Source organism: Microbacterium sp., assembly GCF_052099035.1.
GTDB lineage: Bacteria > Actinomycetota > Actinomycetes > Actinomycetales > Microbacteriaceae > Microbacterium.
The window spans coordinates 88705-105417 of record NZ_JBQDSX010000003.1; the positions used below are offsets into that span (position 1 = coordinate 88705).

The window sequence follows — 16713 nt, forward strand, 5'->3', positions numbered from 1 at the left end:
TCGTGCTCATGGGCGTGGATGGTGACTTCGGGGCTCGGTTGTCGGCGGTGGAGCGGGCTGTCGCGGCCATGAAGCATGAGCGGTCAGGTGTATCACCACGTGAATGAGCTCACGAAAGCGGGCTGGTTGGCATCGGTGAGTACGCGAGCGGGAGAGCGATGATTCCGGTGTGGCTGTCGAGGATGCTCGGCCTGCCCGGCGCGGTGTCCTTCCGTCGCTACCACTCCGTAGTGCGTGCTGCGGGTCTGCTCGCGGACGAAGCGCGGACGCTCGACGCCGCCGCGCTGCGCGATCAGCTTCGGATAGAGGCCCGCGGGCTTCCGGCGCATCCGGCGACAGGGCGATTGCTGGCCCTGGTGCGGGAGGCGGCGTCGCGCACGGTCGGCCTGCGGGCCTTCGATGAGCAACTGATCGCGTGCTGTGCGCTGCTGTCGGGGCACGGTGTGGAGATGGACACCGGGGAGGGCAAGACGCTGGTGGGCGCGCTGGCCGCCGCTGGTCACGCGGCCGCGGGGCGGCGGGTGCATGTGCTCTCGGTGAACGACTATCTCGCGGAGCGGGATGCTACCTGGATGGGCGCGTTCTTCGCCTCGCTCGGAGTGAGCGTGGCCTGGGTCGGACAGCATACGTCTGCTGAGGAGCGGCGTCGCGCGTACGCTTGCGATGTCGTCTACGCGCCCGTGAGCGAGATCGGCTTCGACGTGCTGCGTGATCGTTTCGCGGTCACACCCGCCGAGCGGGTCGATCCGGTGTTCGACGTCGTGATCGTGGACGAGGCGGATGCGGTGATGATCGACGAGGCGATGGTCCCCCTCGTCCTCGCGGGCACCTCGGATGATCAGGCGGATGAGTTCGGTGAGGCGACCGCGCTGGTGGAACAGTTGATACCCGTGGACGACTTCGCGGTCGATCCGGATCAGGCGACCGTGACGCTCACCGACGCGGGGCTGGACCGGAGCGAGGCGCGCCTGGGCGGGATCAATCTCTACGACGCGGAGCACATCGCCACGCTCACGCGCATCAATCTCGCGTTGCACGCGCGTGTGCTGCTGCACCGGGACGTGGACTACCTCGTCACCGACGGGACGATCAAGCTCGTCAACACCACTCGCGGCCGCATCGCGCATCTGCAGCGCTGGCCGGACGGGTTGCACGCGGCCCTCGAAGCGAAAGAGCACCTGCCGGTCTCGGCCCCCGGCGTGATCCTCGACACGATCACTCTCCAAGACCTGCTGCTGCGCTACGAACTCCGCTCCGGCATGAGCGGAACCGTCGTCGCCGTCGCGGAAGAACTCCTGGAGTTCTACGAACTGCCCACCGGCCGGGTGGGGCGGCACGAACCGAACAGGCGTGTCGATGAACCCGACACCGTGCTCCTGACCGAACCCGAGAAGAACCGGGCGATCCTGCATGAGGTCGCTGCCCGGCACCACCGGGGGCAGCCCGTGCTCGTGGGGACGCAGAGCGTGGCCGAGTCCGAAGAGCTCGGCGCGCGGCTGCGTGACGTCGGGATCGACGCTCGTGTGCTCAACGCGAAGAACGACGCCGAAGAAGCAGGCATCGTCGCCCGCGCCGGCGAGCACGCGGCCGTGACGATCTCGACGCAGTTGTCCGGCCGCGGCACGGACATCCGCCTCGGAGGATCAGACGAACACGACAGGGACCGCGTGGTCGCCGCCGGAGGCCTGGCCGTCATCGCAACGGCCCGCTACCCTTCCCGGCGGCTGGACGCTCAGCTCCGCGGTCGAGCGGGCAGACAGGGAGACCCCGGAACCAGCCACACCGTCGTCAGTGTCGAAGACGACCTCCTCCAGATACACATGACGCCGAGGATGCGTGCCCAGATCGTCCGCCAGGGCGAATCCCTCTCACAGGCCGAACGGCGCCGGATGGTCGACGCGTGCCAGGCCGCCGCGGAACGGGCCCGCACCCTGCAGCACCGTCTTACCTGGACCTACAGTCGTGCGATCGCCGCGCAACGCGAAACCGTCCTCGACCACCGCCAGCAGGTCATCGACGGCCACGTCGCCGTACCGCGACTGCGGGAGCTGACATCCGCGAAGCTCACGGCACTCGAGAACGTGCGCGGCCGGGCCGCCGTCGCCACCACCGTACGGGCGGTCGCGCTGCACTACCTCGATGAGCAGTGGATCGCGCACCTCGCGTTGCTCCAGGAAGTCCGTGACGGTATCCACCTCCGTGCACTCGCCGGTCAGCAGCCGACCGACGAGTTCCATCGCATCGCCCTGCGCGAGTTCCACGGCTTCTTCGATGCCGTCTACCGTGACACCGCCGATTTCATCGAAACCCTCAGCCCGGACGACATCGGCCGCGACCCCGAGTACCTGGGCCTGCGCCGACCGTCAGCGACCTGGACCTACATGGCCACGGACAATCCCTTCGGTAGTGCCGGCAGCCGCTTCATGGGCAGGGTCGTCAAGCTCATCCGTAGCGCCGGGTGAAGGTTGCGCTCGCGGCGATGCCTGCCGCAGCGATCCATGCGAGGAGGATGAGTGTGCCGGTTGCGGCGGTGAGTACGGGGTCGGTGTCGGTGAGGTAGAGGAGGCTTCCGGCCTTGTCCGGGAGCCAGCGTGCGTGTTCGGTGAGGCTGCCTGCGAGGGGGGAGACGATGAGGACGAGGCTGAGCATCGTCACCAGGGGTGGGATGAGCGAGCGGAGCAGGACGGTCAGGGCGAACGCGAGCGCCCCGATCAGGACGAGGTAGACCGCTGCCCCGGCGGTCGGCCGCATGCCCACGTCGCTTGTGGCGGCGAGTTGGCGAACGGACAGGGTGATCGCGGCCGTGACCCAGCCTGCGCCGACCGCGATGCCGCTGGCGACGATCGCGGTGACGAGGAAGGCGAGGCTCTTGCCCGCAAGGAGGCTCAGTCGACGGGGTGTCGCGGTGAGCGTGGTGCGGATCTGGCTGCCCTGGTACTCGGTGGCGACGGCGAGCACACCGAGCAGGATGATCCCGATCTGGAGGAACGGGACCGTCGCGAGGGTCACCTGCACGGCGCTGATCGGAACGGTGGAGGATGCCGCGATCGCCGCCGCGAGCACGATCGCGGTGACGATGGTTCCCAGCACGCTGGCCGTGACGACGGGGAGGGTGCGGAGCTTGACCGCTTCCGCTGAGGTGATGCGCGCGAGCGTCATGGTGATCTCATGCGTCCCTGCGTCGGAACACGACGCCCGCGACGATCAGCAGGGCGAGGGTCCAGCAGCCCATGACGATCGCGCCGGGGATGGGTTCGAGGCCGCCGGGGACGACGGAGTCCTCGGGGAAGCCGAAGAGGTTGCGGCCGGCCATATCGGGAAGCCAATGGGCGAGCGGTGTGAGGTTGGTCAGCAGCAGTGAGAACGACACGACCGAGCTGTTGGCGATGAGGATGATGAGCGGGATGATGCCGCTGCGGGCGAGCACGGTGATCGCGAACGCGATGAGGCCCGTGAGCGTCCAGTAGAGGGCACCGCCGGCCCAGCGCCGGACCGCGTGATCGATCGACACGATCTCTGTTCCGGCATCACCGATGATCACGTTCGCGACGACAACGCTGAGCGGCACCGCGACGATCGCAATCGCCGTGACGAGCACGATCACGGACAGTGCCTTGGCGGTCAGCAGTCGCAGCCGGCCGGGGATGGCGGTGAGGGTGGTGGTGATCTGCCTGCCGCCGCCGGCATCGGTGCGGGCGGCGGTGTATTCGCTGCTCATCGCGACGACGCCGATCACGACAGCGCCGACGGTTCCCAGCGGCATCATCGCGAACGCGGTTTCGAACGGCGAGGTGTCCGCGACCCGTTCCGGCTGCCCCGAGGTGACGGCGCCACGGACGGTGACCGCGTTGAGGATCGTGAGCGCAACTGACCCGAGCACCGCCACGGCCATCCCGGCCCATGCCCCGGGGAGGGTCGCGGTCTTGCGCAGTTCTGCGAGGATCGTGCGGAGGAGGCTCATCGGTCCTGTCCTGCCGCGCCGCCGGTGAGTCCGAAGAACGCGTCTTCCAGAGTCGCGTATCCGGCGGTGACCTCCGCGACCGGACCGGCTTTCACGATGCGGCCGTCGGTGATGACGACGAGGTCGTCGGCGATCTCGGCGACCTCGCTCATCAGATGGCTCGACAGCAGGACGGTGCCGCCGCCGTCCGCGTGGCCGCGGAGCAGTCCGCGTATCCATCGGATGCCCTCGGGGTCCAGCCCGTTGACCGGCTCGTCCAGCACCAGAGCTGCGGGTTCGCCCAGCAGTGCGGCGGCGATGCCGAGGCGTTGGCCCATGCCGAGGGAGAACTTGCCGACGCGGGTGCGGGCTGAGCTTTCGAGGCCGACCTGTTCGAGCACGGCGTTCACGCGATGCGGGGGGATGCCGTTGCTGCGCGCGATCCAGGCCAGGTGGTTGCGGGCGGTGCGGGAGGGGTGCGCGCCGGAGCCGTCGAGCATCGACCCGACCGTGCGCAGCGGGTCGCGCAGGTTCCGGTACAGCTGCCCGTCGATCAGGGCTGCGCCTGCGGCGGGATGGTCGAGGCCGAGCAGGACGCGCAGCGTTGAAGACTTGCCCGCCCCGTTCGGGCCAAGGAACCCGGTTACCCGGCCGGAGAGTGCGCGGAAGGACACGTCGGAGACTACGGTCCGTGAGCCGTGGCGTTTGGTGAGGCCGTCGATTGTCAACATCCCTTCATGCCAACAGGTTTCCTCCGCGAAGTCATCGGACCGGGGCAGGGTCGTGCTCGGTCCCAGGTCTCTCAGACCCAGGACCGATGTTTGTGTGTGGGCCGGAATCTAGACTGGGTCGATGGACACCGACCGGCCGATGTGGCGCTCCCGCGCCTGGCTCGTCGCTGCCGTGCTCCTTGCCGTACTTGCTGGCCTGCTCTCGATCGTGGGGGTCGATCGTCCGGCGTCGGCATGGGCGGCGGTCGCGGTCGCCGCCGGGGTGGCTGTGTCGGTGATCGGTTGGGCGTTCGATCGCACCCGACGTCAGCGCCGACGCTACGAGGAGGACCTGGCGGCATGGGCAAGCGAGCGGGCGACTCACGCCGAGCGACTGAGAATAGCCGCCGACCTGCACGACCTCGTCTCTCACGGCCTCGGACTCATCACTGTCCGCGCCGCAGTCGCCCGCACCCTCACCGGCCCGGACGGGGAGAGCGAACGCGCCGACGCGCTCACCGACATCGAACAGGTCAGCCGCGAAACAACCACCGAACTGCGCCGCATGCTCACCGTACTGCGCGACCCTGAAACAGCGCCGCTCCACCCCGCCGACACCCTCGACGACCTCCCCTCGATAGTCCAGGAGGCGACCGCTGCGGGCATCACTACCATCGTCAACGCCCAGGAACTGGGCGACGTGTCACCAGGCGTGCAACTCACGATCTGCGCCGTCGTCCGCGAGACTCTGCACAACACGATCCGACATGCAGGCCCTACCCACGCTCGCGTCACGGTCCGGCGCGACGGGGAATCCATCGTCGTGGACGTGCAGGATGCCGGGCCGCGCGGATCGTGGCAGCCGCACCCCGGAGCAGGGCATGGCCTTGACGGGCTACGCGAACGCGTCACCATCCTCGGCGGCGACCTCCAAGGCCACCCCAACGAACACGGGTTCCGTGTCACTGCCCGTATCCCCGACGTGGTGCGGCCATGACCTCAACACCGAGCTCGCCCGTCGTTCGTGTGCTGATCGCGGACGACCAAGCCCTACTCCGGCACAGCCTAGCCATCCTCATCGACGGCACCACCGACCTCGCCGTCGTCGGGGAAGCGGGCACAGGTGAGAACGCCTCCCGACTTGCCCGTGAGCTCGTCCCCGACGTAATTCTCATGGACATCCGCATGCCCCGCGGCGATGGCATCGAGGCGACCCGTACCATCACCGCCGACCCCACCCTTTCTGGGTGCCGGGTGCTCGTGCTCAGCATGTTCGAGCTGGACGAGTACGTCTACGGTGCATTGCGTGCCGGGGCGAGCGGCTTCCTCCTGAAGGACGCCCGTCCCGATCAACTCCTTGACGCGATCCGTCGCACCCACAGCGGCGAGTCTCTGTTCGCCCCGGCGATCCTGACCAGGCTCATCGAGCACTACACCAGCATCCCCGCAACGCCAGCGCGACGACTGAACGGTCTGACCGAACGGGAGACCGAGGTACTCGCCCTCGTCGCCCGCGGACTGTCCAACGACGAGATCGCCGCCTCGCTCACCATCTCGATCAAGACCGTCAAGACCCACATCGGCAACCTCCTCGCCAAACTCCACGCCCGCGACCGCACCCACCTCGTCATCACCGCCTACGAGACCGGCCTCATCACCCCCGCCTGAACCACGAGATCATCGCCACTCTCCCGATGCGTGCAAGCGGCGGGCACGCTGGACGGATCATCTGCTGTGTCCGTGACCAACCCGCGATCACGGTGTGACACTCAGCACCGAGATCTACAGCACCACCGGGGGAATCGCCGTGCCGAAGACCCGAGGGAGCGCCGACGTCTCCAATACGCCGCGCTCACCCCGGGCCTTCGACGGTACTCAGCGTCGGATCGAACCGGCGACGACCTCTCGGCGGCGCTTGGCCGTACCGACAAGGGCCACAGCTCCCATCAGTAGCAGGATCACGGCCCCAGCAGTCAGAGGGAACACCAGGTCCCCGTCAACGCCAGTCGTGGCAAGCCACTCGCCATTCGGCCCCACCTGCGATGCGATGCCGATCTTGAGGTTGTCCCACCCGATCAGCGACCCGTTGAGATCCTGCACCGCGATCTTGTGATCGCCCAGCGCAGCATCCGCCGGGATCGTGACCCTGGTGTTGCCTCCCGCGTCGAGCGTGACGGTGCCGAGCAGCACCGGGTTCGAGTGCAACCACACCCGCACCTGCTCACCCGCATACGTGGCACCAACCCGGACAGTGATCAGCGAACCACGGCTCGCGGCCTCGGGCACCTCCACCCCGCCACGGGTTGCATCCGTCAACTCCGAGTCCGGCACCGGCGACACTTGATCGTCAGGCTCCTCTCCCGGCCCGCTGCTGCCAGACCGCTGCACGGTCACCTCGTTCGACGTTGGTGACGCCTCCGAGGTGCCCTTCGCATTCACCGCCATGACCGTCGCGGTGTACGTCCCGGCAGGAGCCCGCGCGAATGTCGCCGTCGTCGTCTCGGCGCCGAGCTCCTGCACGATCGGGGCGCCCGTCGTGCCGGTCAGGGCGACCGTGTATCCGGTGATCGGAGAACCCCCATCAGCAGGTGCCATCCACGACACGGTCACGGTCGACCCATCCACGGTCGCAATTGGCGTTGCCGGGGTCTCCGGCGCTGTCGCTTCTGGACGCGGATCCGGGACCGAGGCCACGCGAACCCTGTTCGACGGGGCCGACTTCTCAGACTCACCCATTTGGTTGATCGCGACCAGAGTCGCCGTGTAGGTGCCAGGGGAGAGGTTCCCGAACCCGACCGACGTCGCCTCCGCGACAACCTCACGCACCACGGGCACGTCACCACCGGTCAGCTCAACCCGATATCCCGTGATCGGAGCGCCACCATCTTCAGGAGCGGCCCATTCGATCGTCACCGCGGTGCCATCGACGGTCGCAGTGGGCGCTGCTGGGGCATTGGGCGCGGTCGCATCAGGAACCGTGGTGTCCGTCACCGTGACCGCATCCGAGGCTATCGAGGCAGGTGACGTGCCGATCTCATTCACCGCGACCACGGTTGCCGTGTACGTGCCCGCGGGCACGCCCTCGAACTCGATCTTCGTCGCATCGGCCAGAGCCTCCTTCACGAGCGGCCGCTCGCCACCCAGTAACTGCACCGTGTATCCCGTGATCGCAGAGCCTCCATTGACGGGCGCCGTCCAGGACACGGTCACCGCATCGCCAGCGGCGCTGGCATCGGGCTTCGCGGGCGCGTCCGGCACCGTGGCCACCGGCTCGCTCGCCTCGCAGTTCGCCGGGTCTACAACGGTCGGGTCAACTTTGCCGACAGCGATTGCGAGGGTGAACGGATCGGACACTGCGGTGCCGTCCGCGAGGTTCGCGGTGCGTTCGAACGCGATGCAGTACACGCCCTCGGCGGTGAACGCCCAGTTCCCGTGTACATGGTTCCGAGCACCGATCGGTAAGACATCCTTCTCGTCGATACCGTCGGCGGTGTTGAACCACACGAGCTGCTCGCCGGTCATGCTCTCCGGGTCCGTGGTGTAGATGAAGAACTCGCCCGGGCCGTCCATCCCGGTCAGTCTCCAATCCACGCCATCCTCGAGGGTGCCGACCGGGATGTGGTCGGTCGACCATCCCGGCCACAGAATCGAGGGATCTTGCGTTTCGGGAGCCAGCCAGAACTGCTGCCCCGGCTCACCGAGGAACCCGTATGCCTCTCGAGCGGGTATCTGGCGCTCCGCTGTGGGAAGCAACTGAAATACGACATCCTCAGGCTCGTGCCACGACACCCAACCGTTCTCGCGGCCTGCTTCGGCGCCCTCTGTTGTCGTGTCCTTGATCGTCGTGTCGAGCTTGCCGTCCTCTACGAGGGAGGCGACATCGACGTGTCCGCGATTCAGGATCTTCGTGCCCGACTCGGTCTCCGACCAGTTCGGCACATTCCACGGCTCCTCGTTGTCACCAGGATCGGGCTCCGGTTCGCTGTCGCTATCACCAGGTTCGGTCGCATCCGCACCATCAGTGCACGTTTGTGTCAAGATGCCCGCTTCATGCTCGAAACCGTCGTCAACGGCCACGATCGTGATGCTCTGATCATGTGTCATTTCCCCGTGTTTCTTCGACTGCACTGTCCAGCTCATGTCGACGCAGTACCTGCCGGGTGCGGTGACCTCCCATTGCGTATCTTGCAGACCGCTCTGTGTCCACAGCATTGTTTCGGTGATGTCGGCACTCGTGTCGAAGATCACTCCTTGTCCAGACAGGTCGACGGAGAGGTCCCCTGGTCCCGCGAAATGGGCGATGCTCCAGGTGACATCCCCGTCGAAATCCTGCTGGGGCAGTCCGAAAGTGTTCCACCTTAGAATCGGTACCTCGTCTCGAGCCGAGTCCCAGTAGGAGGTCGCCCCGACGATGTAGTTTCCGTCGTGATATTGTCGGCCATTTCTCTCGATCTGCGCCCCCCGGAAGATCACGTCTTCAAGTCCGTGGCTCTCCGGGGTCTCATTGCGATAACTCGAGTTTTGGAGCAGGGTTGTGGTCAGGCCACCAGTGTCAGAGTTCAGCGAGAGGTTGCCGAAGCCCTGGTCGAAGACGTACGGGGTATCTCCCTCCGCTGGCACGCTGTCGGGCATGGAGATTTCGGGGTAGTCGGTGGATGCGCCGCACGGGGTCACGTCGGCGGGGTCGATTTGGTTGCCGATCACATGGGTCAGCAGGCCACGGTCGGTGTGCCGTGATCCGTCGTCGAGCACGGTGTCGACGGCGATGGCGACGCAGTACACTCCCGGCCGAGTGAAGTACCAGCCAAAGTGGCTGTGCTGTCCGACCTGGGCCATGAACCCGTTCGGGAGCGTCTCCCGAGTGCTGGCGAGGAGGGCGGCGCCATTGACCGTGACCTGGGGAGACCTGGTCAGGGCGAATTCGCCGGGAGCGTCACGACCGTCTGCGCCGGTGACGCCTTCGATCCGGATTCCGACCAGACCGGTCGCGTGTTCGCGCATGCTCTCGTGCTCGGTGCTCAGCCCGACCCAGGGCAGTCCCTGCTCCTGACCGATCGGAGACTCCCACACAGTGGTGCCGGGCTCATTCGTGAGGAAGGACCAGTCGTTGTCACTCGTGAACTCTTCGGGCAGTGTGATCTGTGCTTTGTCGTCGGAGTACAGCACGAAATCGTCCCATTCCAACCAGCCGAAGTCATCGTGGTGGGCGCGCAGTGCGAGCGACAGATCGCCTGTCGCCTCGTCGGTGTCGACCTGCGTTCCGATCGCATCGATGTGCCCGTCATCGACCACTCGGACCGGTTCGCCCACTGTGACGCCCGCGGACCAGCTGGAGGCCTCGGAGTCGCCATTCGCGTTCGTCGCGACGACACTTGCCCGGTAGTTCCCGGCAGGAACTTCCTCGAACACGGCGGTGAGGGTATTTCCATCGACTTCGGCAGTGAAGGTCTCACGGTTGGGGTCGCGAAGCGTGACGGTGTATCCGGTGATCGGGTCGCCGCCGTCGTCGCCAGGGGCCTCCCAGCTCACTGTCACCGTGCCGTTCTCTGCTGTCGCAACCGGTGTCGAAGGGGCGTCCGGGATGATCTTTGCCGTGGGTAGCTCCGGTACTTCTCCTGTGGCCATGCCGCATTCGGCGTCGGCAGGAACCTGGTCGCCGACCGCGATGCGAACGGTGCTGGTGTCGGATACGTCCGTTCCGTCGGCAAGAGATGCGGCAGCCGTCATATCGAAGCAATACATGCCCGAAGCGCCGAACGCTGCCTCAGTCGGTGTCTGTTGTTTGGGCAGCTCAAAGGTGGTGTCGATCTCTTGCGGTGTGCCATCGCGCTGCTGGCCGGTGCCCCAGCGGAAGAGGTCCCCCGGCGCTTCGGGACCGGGTTCGCCTTCGGCGCGGGCAGGCACGTCGTAGAGCATGAAGGTTCCGGGCGCGACGACGTTCGAGAGCGTGAACTTGATCGCGGGGTCTCCCGGATCGAGCGTGGTGTCACCAAAGGACGGATCTGTGTCTATGACGAACAGCGCTTCGTCAGGCTGGGATGAGTAGCCGTTGCCCGACGTGTTCCAGCGGATCTCGCCGCTTGCCCCGAGCCATGAGAACTCTTCGGCTTCGGGTACGTTCCGTGTTGCGGCTGTGGGCACTCGGAGCTGCACGTCGTTGAGGCCCAAGACCGGCGCCGGAACAGGGTTGGCCCACCACTTGCCGTCGAGCATGCTGACCCCGGCGACCAGATAGACCTGATTGGACTCCTCTGGTGTCGCAGCGAATGCTGAAGGTGCGATCAGGCTGCTCGCGAGCACGGCCGCAAGGAAGCCAGCTCCGATTCGAAGGGCTTTCCAACTCCGACGGTTCGTACCGGGTGTTGTGCGGGCTATCGTGTCATTCTTGGTCATGCTTCCTCATCGATTGAGACATGAAGCATCGTGTGGGGTTACCCGTCTGGTGACCCCACACGATGCGGAGATGGTCGTTTAGCTGATCGTGAAGGTGAACGCCTGAGTGCCTGCGCTTCCTGCGCCTGGGATCAGGAAGTTGAGCCCGAACGAGTCGCCGCCGCAGTCCCCATCGTCAGCCGTCAGAGTCCACGTGCCGTGGACATGGGTGTTGCTCGGCAACGTTTCAAGGCCGCCCGAGGCGATGCTGAATGACGTGCTGGCGAACGAGACCGTGCCCCCTGTGGTCACCAACGCAACGCTGTAGTTGGTGCCAGTGGAATTGTCGAAGCCGACATCAGGGGAAGTGCTCGAGTTGACGTTGCTGATCGTGTACACTCCGCCCGAGCAACTGACGCCGGCATTCGCCGTGCTGAACTGGTAGACGTAATCGTCGGCCAGCGGCCAGCTATGGAACGAACCATCTGATCGTTCTGATCCAGGTACGTTACTTCCGCTGATTGTCTCGATCTTCAGGATGTCATTGTGGCCATTTGTGATGTTGATCGTCGCCGCTTGTGCGGCCGAAGCCCCGCCGATCGCGAGAGCAGCTGACGCGAAAAGCGCGCCGACGGTGAGCGCGGCGCGGCGGACGAAATTACCGACCTTGGGTGAGGGCTGCTTGACGGGAGAGTCAAGGGTGTGATGGGACATGATGCTCCTAATTGAGGATTGAAGTGTGATTTGCCAGTGCAACGATCTGTCGTGCACATGAATCGGGCTGTCAGCCCGGTGAGGTGTCAGGCGGAGTCTTCCGCAGGCGGGCCGCGTTCTCGGAGGATGGCAGCCAGGAACCGAGAGGCCAGTAATACGCGAACCCACGTCCGCTCGCCGATGATGAGGCGCTCCGACTCTTGATCGTGGCACCCGCAGGAGCATGCGATGCCCGTGGCGCAGTGATGATCCTCCGTAGGCGAGTGTCGGCGTTTGTCGGCGACTCGGCAGACTGTGCAGAGTCTTGACGTGGGCGCACTCTGCGGCACCGTGGTGGTGCTGGTGCGGTTCGCCATGTTCGCGCCCGTCCAAGGTAGAAGGATTCAATCCTTATTGAGAAGCGTTATCAAATACAAACATAGGTGAATGCTGAGAGTTCCGTCAATACGCATCCCCTCCGGGTTCTATCTGGACCAACAAGCGTGCTCGCTGTGCGGGGCCTCACAAGATGCGGACGGCCGGGTAGGAGGGCCGAACCTGTTTGCGCGCCACTTACGAGGCGTTGTGTGACATGGATGTGCTCACGATGTCGCTGGCTGTCCGCAAAGATGTGGAGTCGCCGCGTACCCGGCGACGCCGATCGCCGCAACGATGACTGCTCCGTCTGGGCGCGCCCCACCGGCTCGCCGACTTAGCGGGCGGGAGGCCCCGACTGCCGCCCGCACCAAGATGGTCCATATGATTGCTGGTGGTGGGCGCGCATCGCCGGCGCAGCCTGCTGAAGGCGGACGGATCACCGCGCACGCCGTGTCGGCGTGACCGGCAGCGCGATCGTCCAGACCGATCGCGACGGCGGCACCGATCCAGAAGAGGACCGGCGTAGCGCGCGCCCTCGCTTCGATGATGGACATGCCCGGAAGACAGCCGCTCCCTCAGCCGCGGATGGTAGCGATGTTTGAGATTCGTCGGTCAGTGATGCGCGAAGGCGGGCGGACGGCTTTCGCCACCCACCCGCCAACTTCGGTCGAGCTGCTACTGGTCGAGCAGTTCCTCGAGCGTCACGATCTCCTCTCCACCGTCCTCCTCTCTCACGAATCCGGCGGCCTCGCGTCGCTTGGCAAGGCGGCGGCCGAACAGGAGCGCTCCGCCACTGGCCAGAAGCGCGAGCGCTCCGTACGCGCCAAGGCCGATCAGCCATCCGTTCGCGCCGGTCTGGGCAAGTTCGCTGGGCGGAGCTTCCGTGTCTGGATAGTTCGGCGTTATCTGGACTTCGGAAACCGTGGTGGTCTCCCCGGGGGCACCGCAGATGCCTCGGTGGATGCTCTCACCCTCCGCGTTCAGGAGTGTCTCGATCCAGTAGTAGGTGCCGATCTTTTCGAACACCACCTCCGCTGAACGGTATTCGCCTGGCCTTGTCACGGCGATCGGGTTCTCGAGGGTGTCGAAGACGCGATTCTCGGCATCGCAGACCGGTTCGTCACCGTCCTGCTGGTATGCCTCGAACACCAGGCTGGTGCCCTCGGGAATAGGGCCGGTGACGATAGCGATGTCGTGTGCCGGGTTTCCGAGTACAACGTTCGGGACTGCCTTGGTAGTCACCTTCAGCTCCTCGCCATTGGTCACGACAGTAGCCTCACCTGGCGCGCCACATTTCCCTTCTGACAGCACCTCACCGTCGACGTCGTAGAGAGTCTCCACCCAATACACGTTTCCTGCCGACTGCGCTGCAGTGTTGCCCGAGTAGTAGACGCCGGCCTGGGGAACTGGAATCTGCTGGCTGGTGAAGAACGGTTCCACATCACATACCGGGGTCTCGCCTTCGGGCTGGGGACCGTAGGCGCGGAACACGAGAGACGCTCCTTCTGGGACGGTGCCTTGGACGAGGGCGGTGTCTTGGAAGGGTTCGCCGACGAGCGCGGCAGGGGCCGCCTGCGTGATTACCGTCACCGGAAGTTCGGCTGCGGGGGTCTCGGGGACGTAGAAGCGTTCGCGAACGTCAGCGGGGGAGGACTGGAACGGCTGGACGCGGTCGTCGCCTTCGAACGTGCTGACGATCACGTAGTAACCCGGCTTCGTCGGCGTGATCCGGTCCTCATCGGTGTACCCGATCTGGTAGACGCCGTTGCGCGCTGGGGTGATGATGCTGGTCAACTCAGGCTGGTCTGTGAGGTCGAGGTCGTCGGTCAGGACGGTGTCTGTGGCGAACGGCCCGTAGACCGTGTGGGTGACCTCTTTCGCATCGGGGCCCCAGTATCCGTCGCCGGTGAAGTCGGGGTGGTTGGCGGGGAACCCCGAGGTGACGATCGTGTCGAACGCGCGGCCACCGTCGTGGACGTTGTACTCGCGCAGCTGACTGGTGATCTCGACCGGATGGCGGACACTGGTCGACTCGACCGGGATGCCGTACTCGTCGGCCCAGTCGGAGGCGATGTAGTCGCGCACACCGTCAGACTGGGAGGCGAGACGCATCTGCCACACCCAGGTCACGAACCCGGCGTTCGGTAACACGACCTCGGGAGAGGTATACGTGCCGGGGCCGGTTGCGGTGACCGTCACTGTCCCCACTGGTACGGCTGCAGGGTCGATGGCGGGCGCCTGCATCGGCGGCAGCGTGCCGGGCACCTGATAGGCGGTGCCTTCGAACATGACCGGCACGTACTCGCCGTCTATCTTCAGCCAGACCCCGTTGCTGGAGGACACGGTGATCGTGTCGGTGACCGCGTCGCCGGGTACGACGAGACGTTGGTTCGCTTTGGAGGCCGCGATGGGCTGGAAGGGAACGATGCTGGTCTCGGCGACTTGCCCGAACCGGTCGGTGAACGAGTCCGTGAGGTACTTCGCGACGTCCCCTTGTGCGCGCTTGTCGATCTGCCATACCCACGTGTAGAACCCGGACTCGGTCGCGGTGATCGTCTCCGGCGCCGCATAGCTTCCGGTGCCGGTCAACTCCAGTTCCACGACGCCGGCGATGGGTGCTCCGGTCGGCGCGGTGTCGGCTTCAGTGGGCTGCTCATCGAACGGACCATACAGGGTTCCGGTCGTTACGACTGGGATCGGCTTCCCGTCCAGGTGGATCCAGGTTCCCTTGGATACGCCCACGGTGACCTGGTCGCGGAAGGTGTCACCTTCTGCGACGAACCGGGAGGACACCTGGGTGGTGATGGTGGGCTGGAAGTCGAGCTCTATCACAGGGGACTGCGCGTGCGCGTCGAGTCCCATCGGTGACGCACCGCCCAGCAGCCGCTGCGAACCTGGCGTGTCGTACAGGTTCACGCGTGCGCCCAGGCCACTGCTGGGAACGCTCGCTGCGGCTTCGATCTGGTAGGAGGGGACTCCGTCGACGGGGGTGCCGGTGATCGGGAAGCTGCCCGGACCAAGCGTCCGGCTGCTCTGCCCGTCGGCGAACACGGCGTTCGTCAGCGTGACCGTGCCCGACAGGCTCGCCGGGGAAGCAGACACCGTGAGAGTTCCCGCGTACTGATCGGTCATCGTGATCGACAGCGCAACCTGTGGGTTCACCGCATGGTTCGCGTTGGCTTCTGCTCGCATCTGAGCGAGGTTCGCGAGGATCTGGGGCCGGTTCGCTGCGGGGGCGCGGGTGATGTAGTAGTCGTCCCCGGACATGCCGTGCTGGTTGTAGTGGACAGGATCGGCAATCGACCAGACGAACAGTTGGATTGCGGCGGTCACATGCGGGTCACCAGACTGCCCCCATTTCGCCATCACATAGTTCAGCTTCGCCAGATCCGTTTCGGTGAGGCGGGACCCGCTCTGCGACTCCAAGTCGGAAACGGTGACCGGACCGGTCGTGTTACCCCACGGGCCGGGGGCACCCAGATCCATGCAGTACACCTGTGTGCCATCGGGGCCGATGTACGAGCCCAAGATGCCCACATCGTCAACGGATCCGAACCCGGGTCCGATGGTGGCTGCGTGTGCGGCGGGGGCAGTGCCGATCCCGATCGTGAGGGCAAGGAGCAGCCCGGAGATCAGCATCGCGACCCACCGGGCGAGACCACCGAATCCGGGCGGGCTTTCACGTGGACTATTGCGTAAGGTCGCGTCTTCGAGCCGTGTGGTGCTCATCCGTTCCTCCTGTGTCTGCGCGAGACGACCTGCCCCGCATCCGTGACGGCGCAACAGCCATCAGGTGGAGGTGCCCCGCCTCGTCCACCGCGCGGACTCGGGGCGAGGTGCGGTGCACCTTCTCTGCGTGGACGTGCAGTGCACCTTCTCTGTGTGACGGTGTCGATGCGGGTGATGTCTGCTGGGGACGGGTACCGGTATCTGCTCAAAAGTGTCGTCGCCGGCGACGGCAACCGGGACCTCGCAGAACCGCTGACCCGCTACTATCTCGAGAAAGGAAGCCCGCCCGGGTTCTGGACCGGCTCCGCACTCCCCGGCCTGGAAGCGGAGGCGATCAGTGCGGGCGCTGAGGTGACCGAGGAACAGCTCCGGCTCCTGCTCGGACAGGGACGCCACCCCACAACAGGGGAGCATCTGGGCTCCGCATACCGCACCTTCCTCAGCTACCGGGAACGCGTGTCCCGCCGCGTCGATGCACTGCCCTCCGAGCTGACCGACGAAACCCGACACCAGGAGGTCGCGCAGATCGAGGCCGAAGAGAAGGCCCGCCCGCAGCGCCGCCCGGTCGCCGGGTATGACTACACCTTCTCCGTACCAAAATCCGTCAGCGTGTGGTGGGCGGTCGCGGATGGCGGCACCCAGGCGATGATCGTGAACGCACACCACGAGGCGATGAAAGAAGTCCTCGCCCTGTTGGAACGCGACGTGGCCATGACACGGATCGGGCACGACGGGCTCGCGCAGGTTGAGGTGACCGGGATCCTCGCCACCGCGTTCGACCACTACGACTCCCGCTCCAACGAACCGCAACTGCACACCCATGTCGTGATCGCGAACCGGGTCCAGGGCGTCCACGACGGTAAGTGGCGGGCCATCGACGGGCGCCCCATG

10 protein-coding genes are annotated in these 16713 nt (G+C 65.8%); 4 read left to right on the forward strand and 6 right to left on the reverse strand.

Going from position 1 to position 16713, the window contains the following annotated elements; all coding sequences use genetic code 11:
* The first annotated feature begins 158 nt into the window (after positions 1–158).
* The gene (gene secA2, locus ACTIAO_RS02240) at positions 159–2462 is read left to right on the forward strand and encodes an accessory Sec system translocase SecA2 (RefSeq protein WP_441904692.1); all 2304 of its coding nucleotides are present in this window, start codon (positions 159–161) and stop codon (positions 2460–2462) included.
* On the opposite strand, the gene ACTIAO_RS02245 is transcribed toward secA2, so the two are convergent.
* The 3 genes from ACTIAO_RS02245 to ACTIAO_RS02255 are packed head-to-tail and all read right to left on the reverse strand — an operon-like array spanning position 2443 to position 4671.
* Positions 2443–3159: a hypothetical protein gene (locus ACTIAO_RS02245; protein WP_441904693.1), complete on the reverse strand. Its 717-nt coding sequence runs from the start codon at positions 3157–3159 to the stop codon at positions 2443–2445. The genes secA2 and ACTIAO_RS02245 overlap by 20 nt on opposite strands.
* 7 nt (positions 3160–3166) lie before the next feature.
* Positions 3167–3961, reverse strand: coding sequence for an ABC transporter permease (locus ACTIAO_RS02250; RefSeq protein WP_441904694.1), 795 nt, complete (start codon positions 3959–3961; stop codon positions 3167–3169).
* On the reverse strand, positions 3958–4671 hold the full coding sequence (locus tag ACTIAO_RS02255) for an ABC transporter ATP-binding protein (protein ID WP_441904695.1): 714 nt from the start codon (positions 4669–4671) through the stop codon (positions 3958–3960). The genes ACTIAO_RS02250 and ACTIAO_RS02255 overlap by 4 nt, the downstream gene beginning before the upstream one ends.
* A 121-nt stretch (positions 4672–4792) precedes the next feature.
* Between ACTIAO_RS02255 and ACTIAO_RS02260 the strand changes: the two genes are divergently transcribed.
* Both ACTIAO_RS02260 and ACTIAO_RS02265 read left to right on the forward strand, forming a co-directional pair.
* Entirely contained in the window at positions 4793–5647 is an 855-nt protein-coding gene (locus ACTIAO_RS02260; RefSeq protein ID WP_441904696.1) for a sensor histidine kinase, read from the forward strand.
* A complete protein-coding gene (locus tag ACTIAO_RS02265; RefSeq protein ID WP_441904697.1) occupies positions 5644–6318 on the forward strand; it encodes a response regulator in 675 nt (224 codons plus the stop codon). The genes ACTIAO_RS02260 and ACTIAO_RS02265 overlap by 4 nt, the downstream gene beginning before the upstream one ends.
* A 207-nt stretch (positions 6319–6525) precedes the next feature.
* On the opposite strand, the gene ACTIAO_RS02270 is transcribed toward ACTIAO_RS02265, so the two are convergent.
* The 3 genes from ACTIAO_RS02270 to ACTIAO_RS02280 form a co-directional block, all read right to left on the reverse strand.
* On the reverse strand, positions 6526–11043 hold the full coding sequence (locus ACTIAO_RS02270; RefSeq protein WP_441904698.1) for a choice-of-anchor M domain-containing protein: 4518 nt from the start codon (positions 11041–11043) through the stop codon (positions 6526–6528).
* Positions 11044–11121: 78 nt separating this feature from the next.
* Positions 11122–11736: a hypothetical protein gene (locus ACTIAO_RS02275; protein ID WP_087054401.1), complete on the reverse strand. Its 615-nt coding sequence runs from the start codon at positions 11734–11736 to the stop codon at positions 11122–11124.
* A gap of 1032 nt (positions 11737–12768) precedes the next feature.
* Positions 12769–15822, reverse strand: coding sequence for a hypothetical protein (locus ACTIAO_RS02280; RefSeq protein ID WP_087129785.1), 3054 nt, complete (start codon positions 15820–15822; stop codon positions 12769–12771).
* Between the two features lie 153 nt (positions 15823–15975).
* Between ACTIAO_RS02280 and mobF the strand changes: the two genes are divergently transcribed.
* Positions 15976–16713 (forward strand): MobF family relaxase (gene mobF / locus ACTIAO_RS02285; RefSeq protein WP_441904699.1); only part of this gene is annotated, 738 nt, incomplete at its 3' end.

What these genes read in the sequence shown, in the direction of transcription:
- secA2 (WP_441904692.1), top strand. Translation starts at nt 159, where the DNA reads ATGATTCCGGTGTGGCTGTCGAGGATGCTCGGCCTGCCCGGCGCGGTG.
- ACTIAO_RS02245 (WP_441904693.1), bottom strand. Translation starts at nt 3,159, where the DNA reads ATGACGCTCGCGCGCATCACCTCAGCGGAAGCGGTCAAGCTCCGCACC.
- ACTIAO_RS02250 (WP_441904694.1), bottom strand. Translation starts at nt 3,961, where the DNA reads ATGAGCCTCCTCCGCACGATCCTCGCAGAACTGCGCAAGACCGCGACC.
- ACTIAO_RS02255 (WP_441904695.1), bottom strand. Translation starts at nt 4,671, where the DNA reads ATGTTGACAATCGACGGCCTCACCAAACGCCACGGCTCACGGACCGTA.
- ACTIAO_RS02260 (WP_441904696.1), top strand. Translation starts at nt 4,793, where the DNA reads ATGGACACCGACCGGCCGATGTGGCGCTCCCGCGCCTGGCTCGTCGCT.
- ACTIAO_RS02265 (WP_441904697.1), top strand. Translation starts at nt 5,644, where the DNA reads ATGACCTCAACACCGAGCTCGCCCGTCGTTCGTGTGCTGATCGCGGAC.
- ACTIAO_RS02270 (WP_441904698.1), bottom strand. Translation starts at nt 11,043, where the DNA reads ATGACCAAGAATGACACGATAGCCCGCACAACACCCGGTACGAACCGT.
- ACTIAO_RS02275 (WP_087054401.1), bottom strand. Translation starts at nt 11,736, where the DNA reads ATGTCCCATCACACCCTTGACTCTCCCGTCAAGCAGCCCTCACCCAAG.
- ACTIAO_RS02280 (WP_087129785.1), bottom strand. Translation starts at nt 15,822, where the DNA reads ATGAGCACCACACGGCTCGAAGACGCGACCTTACGCAATAGTCCACGT.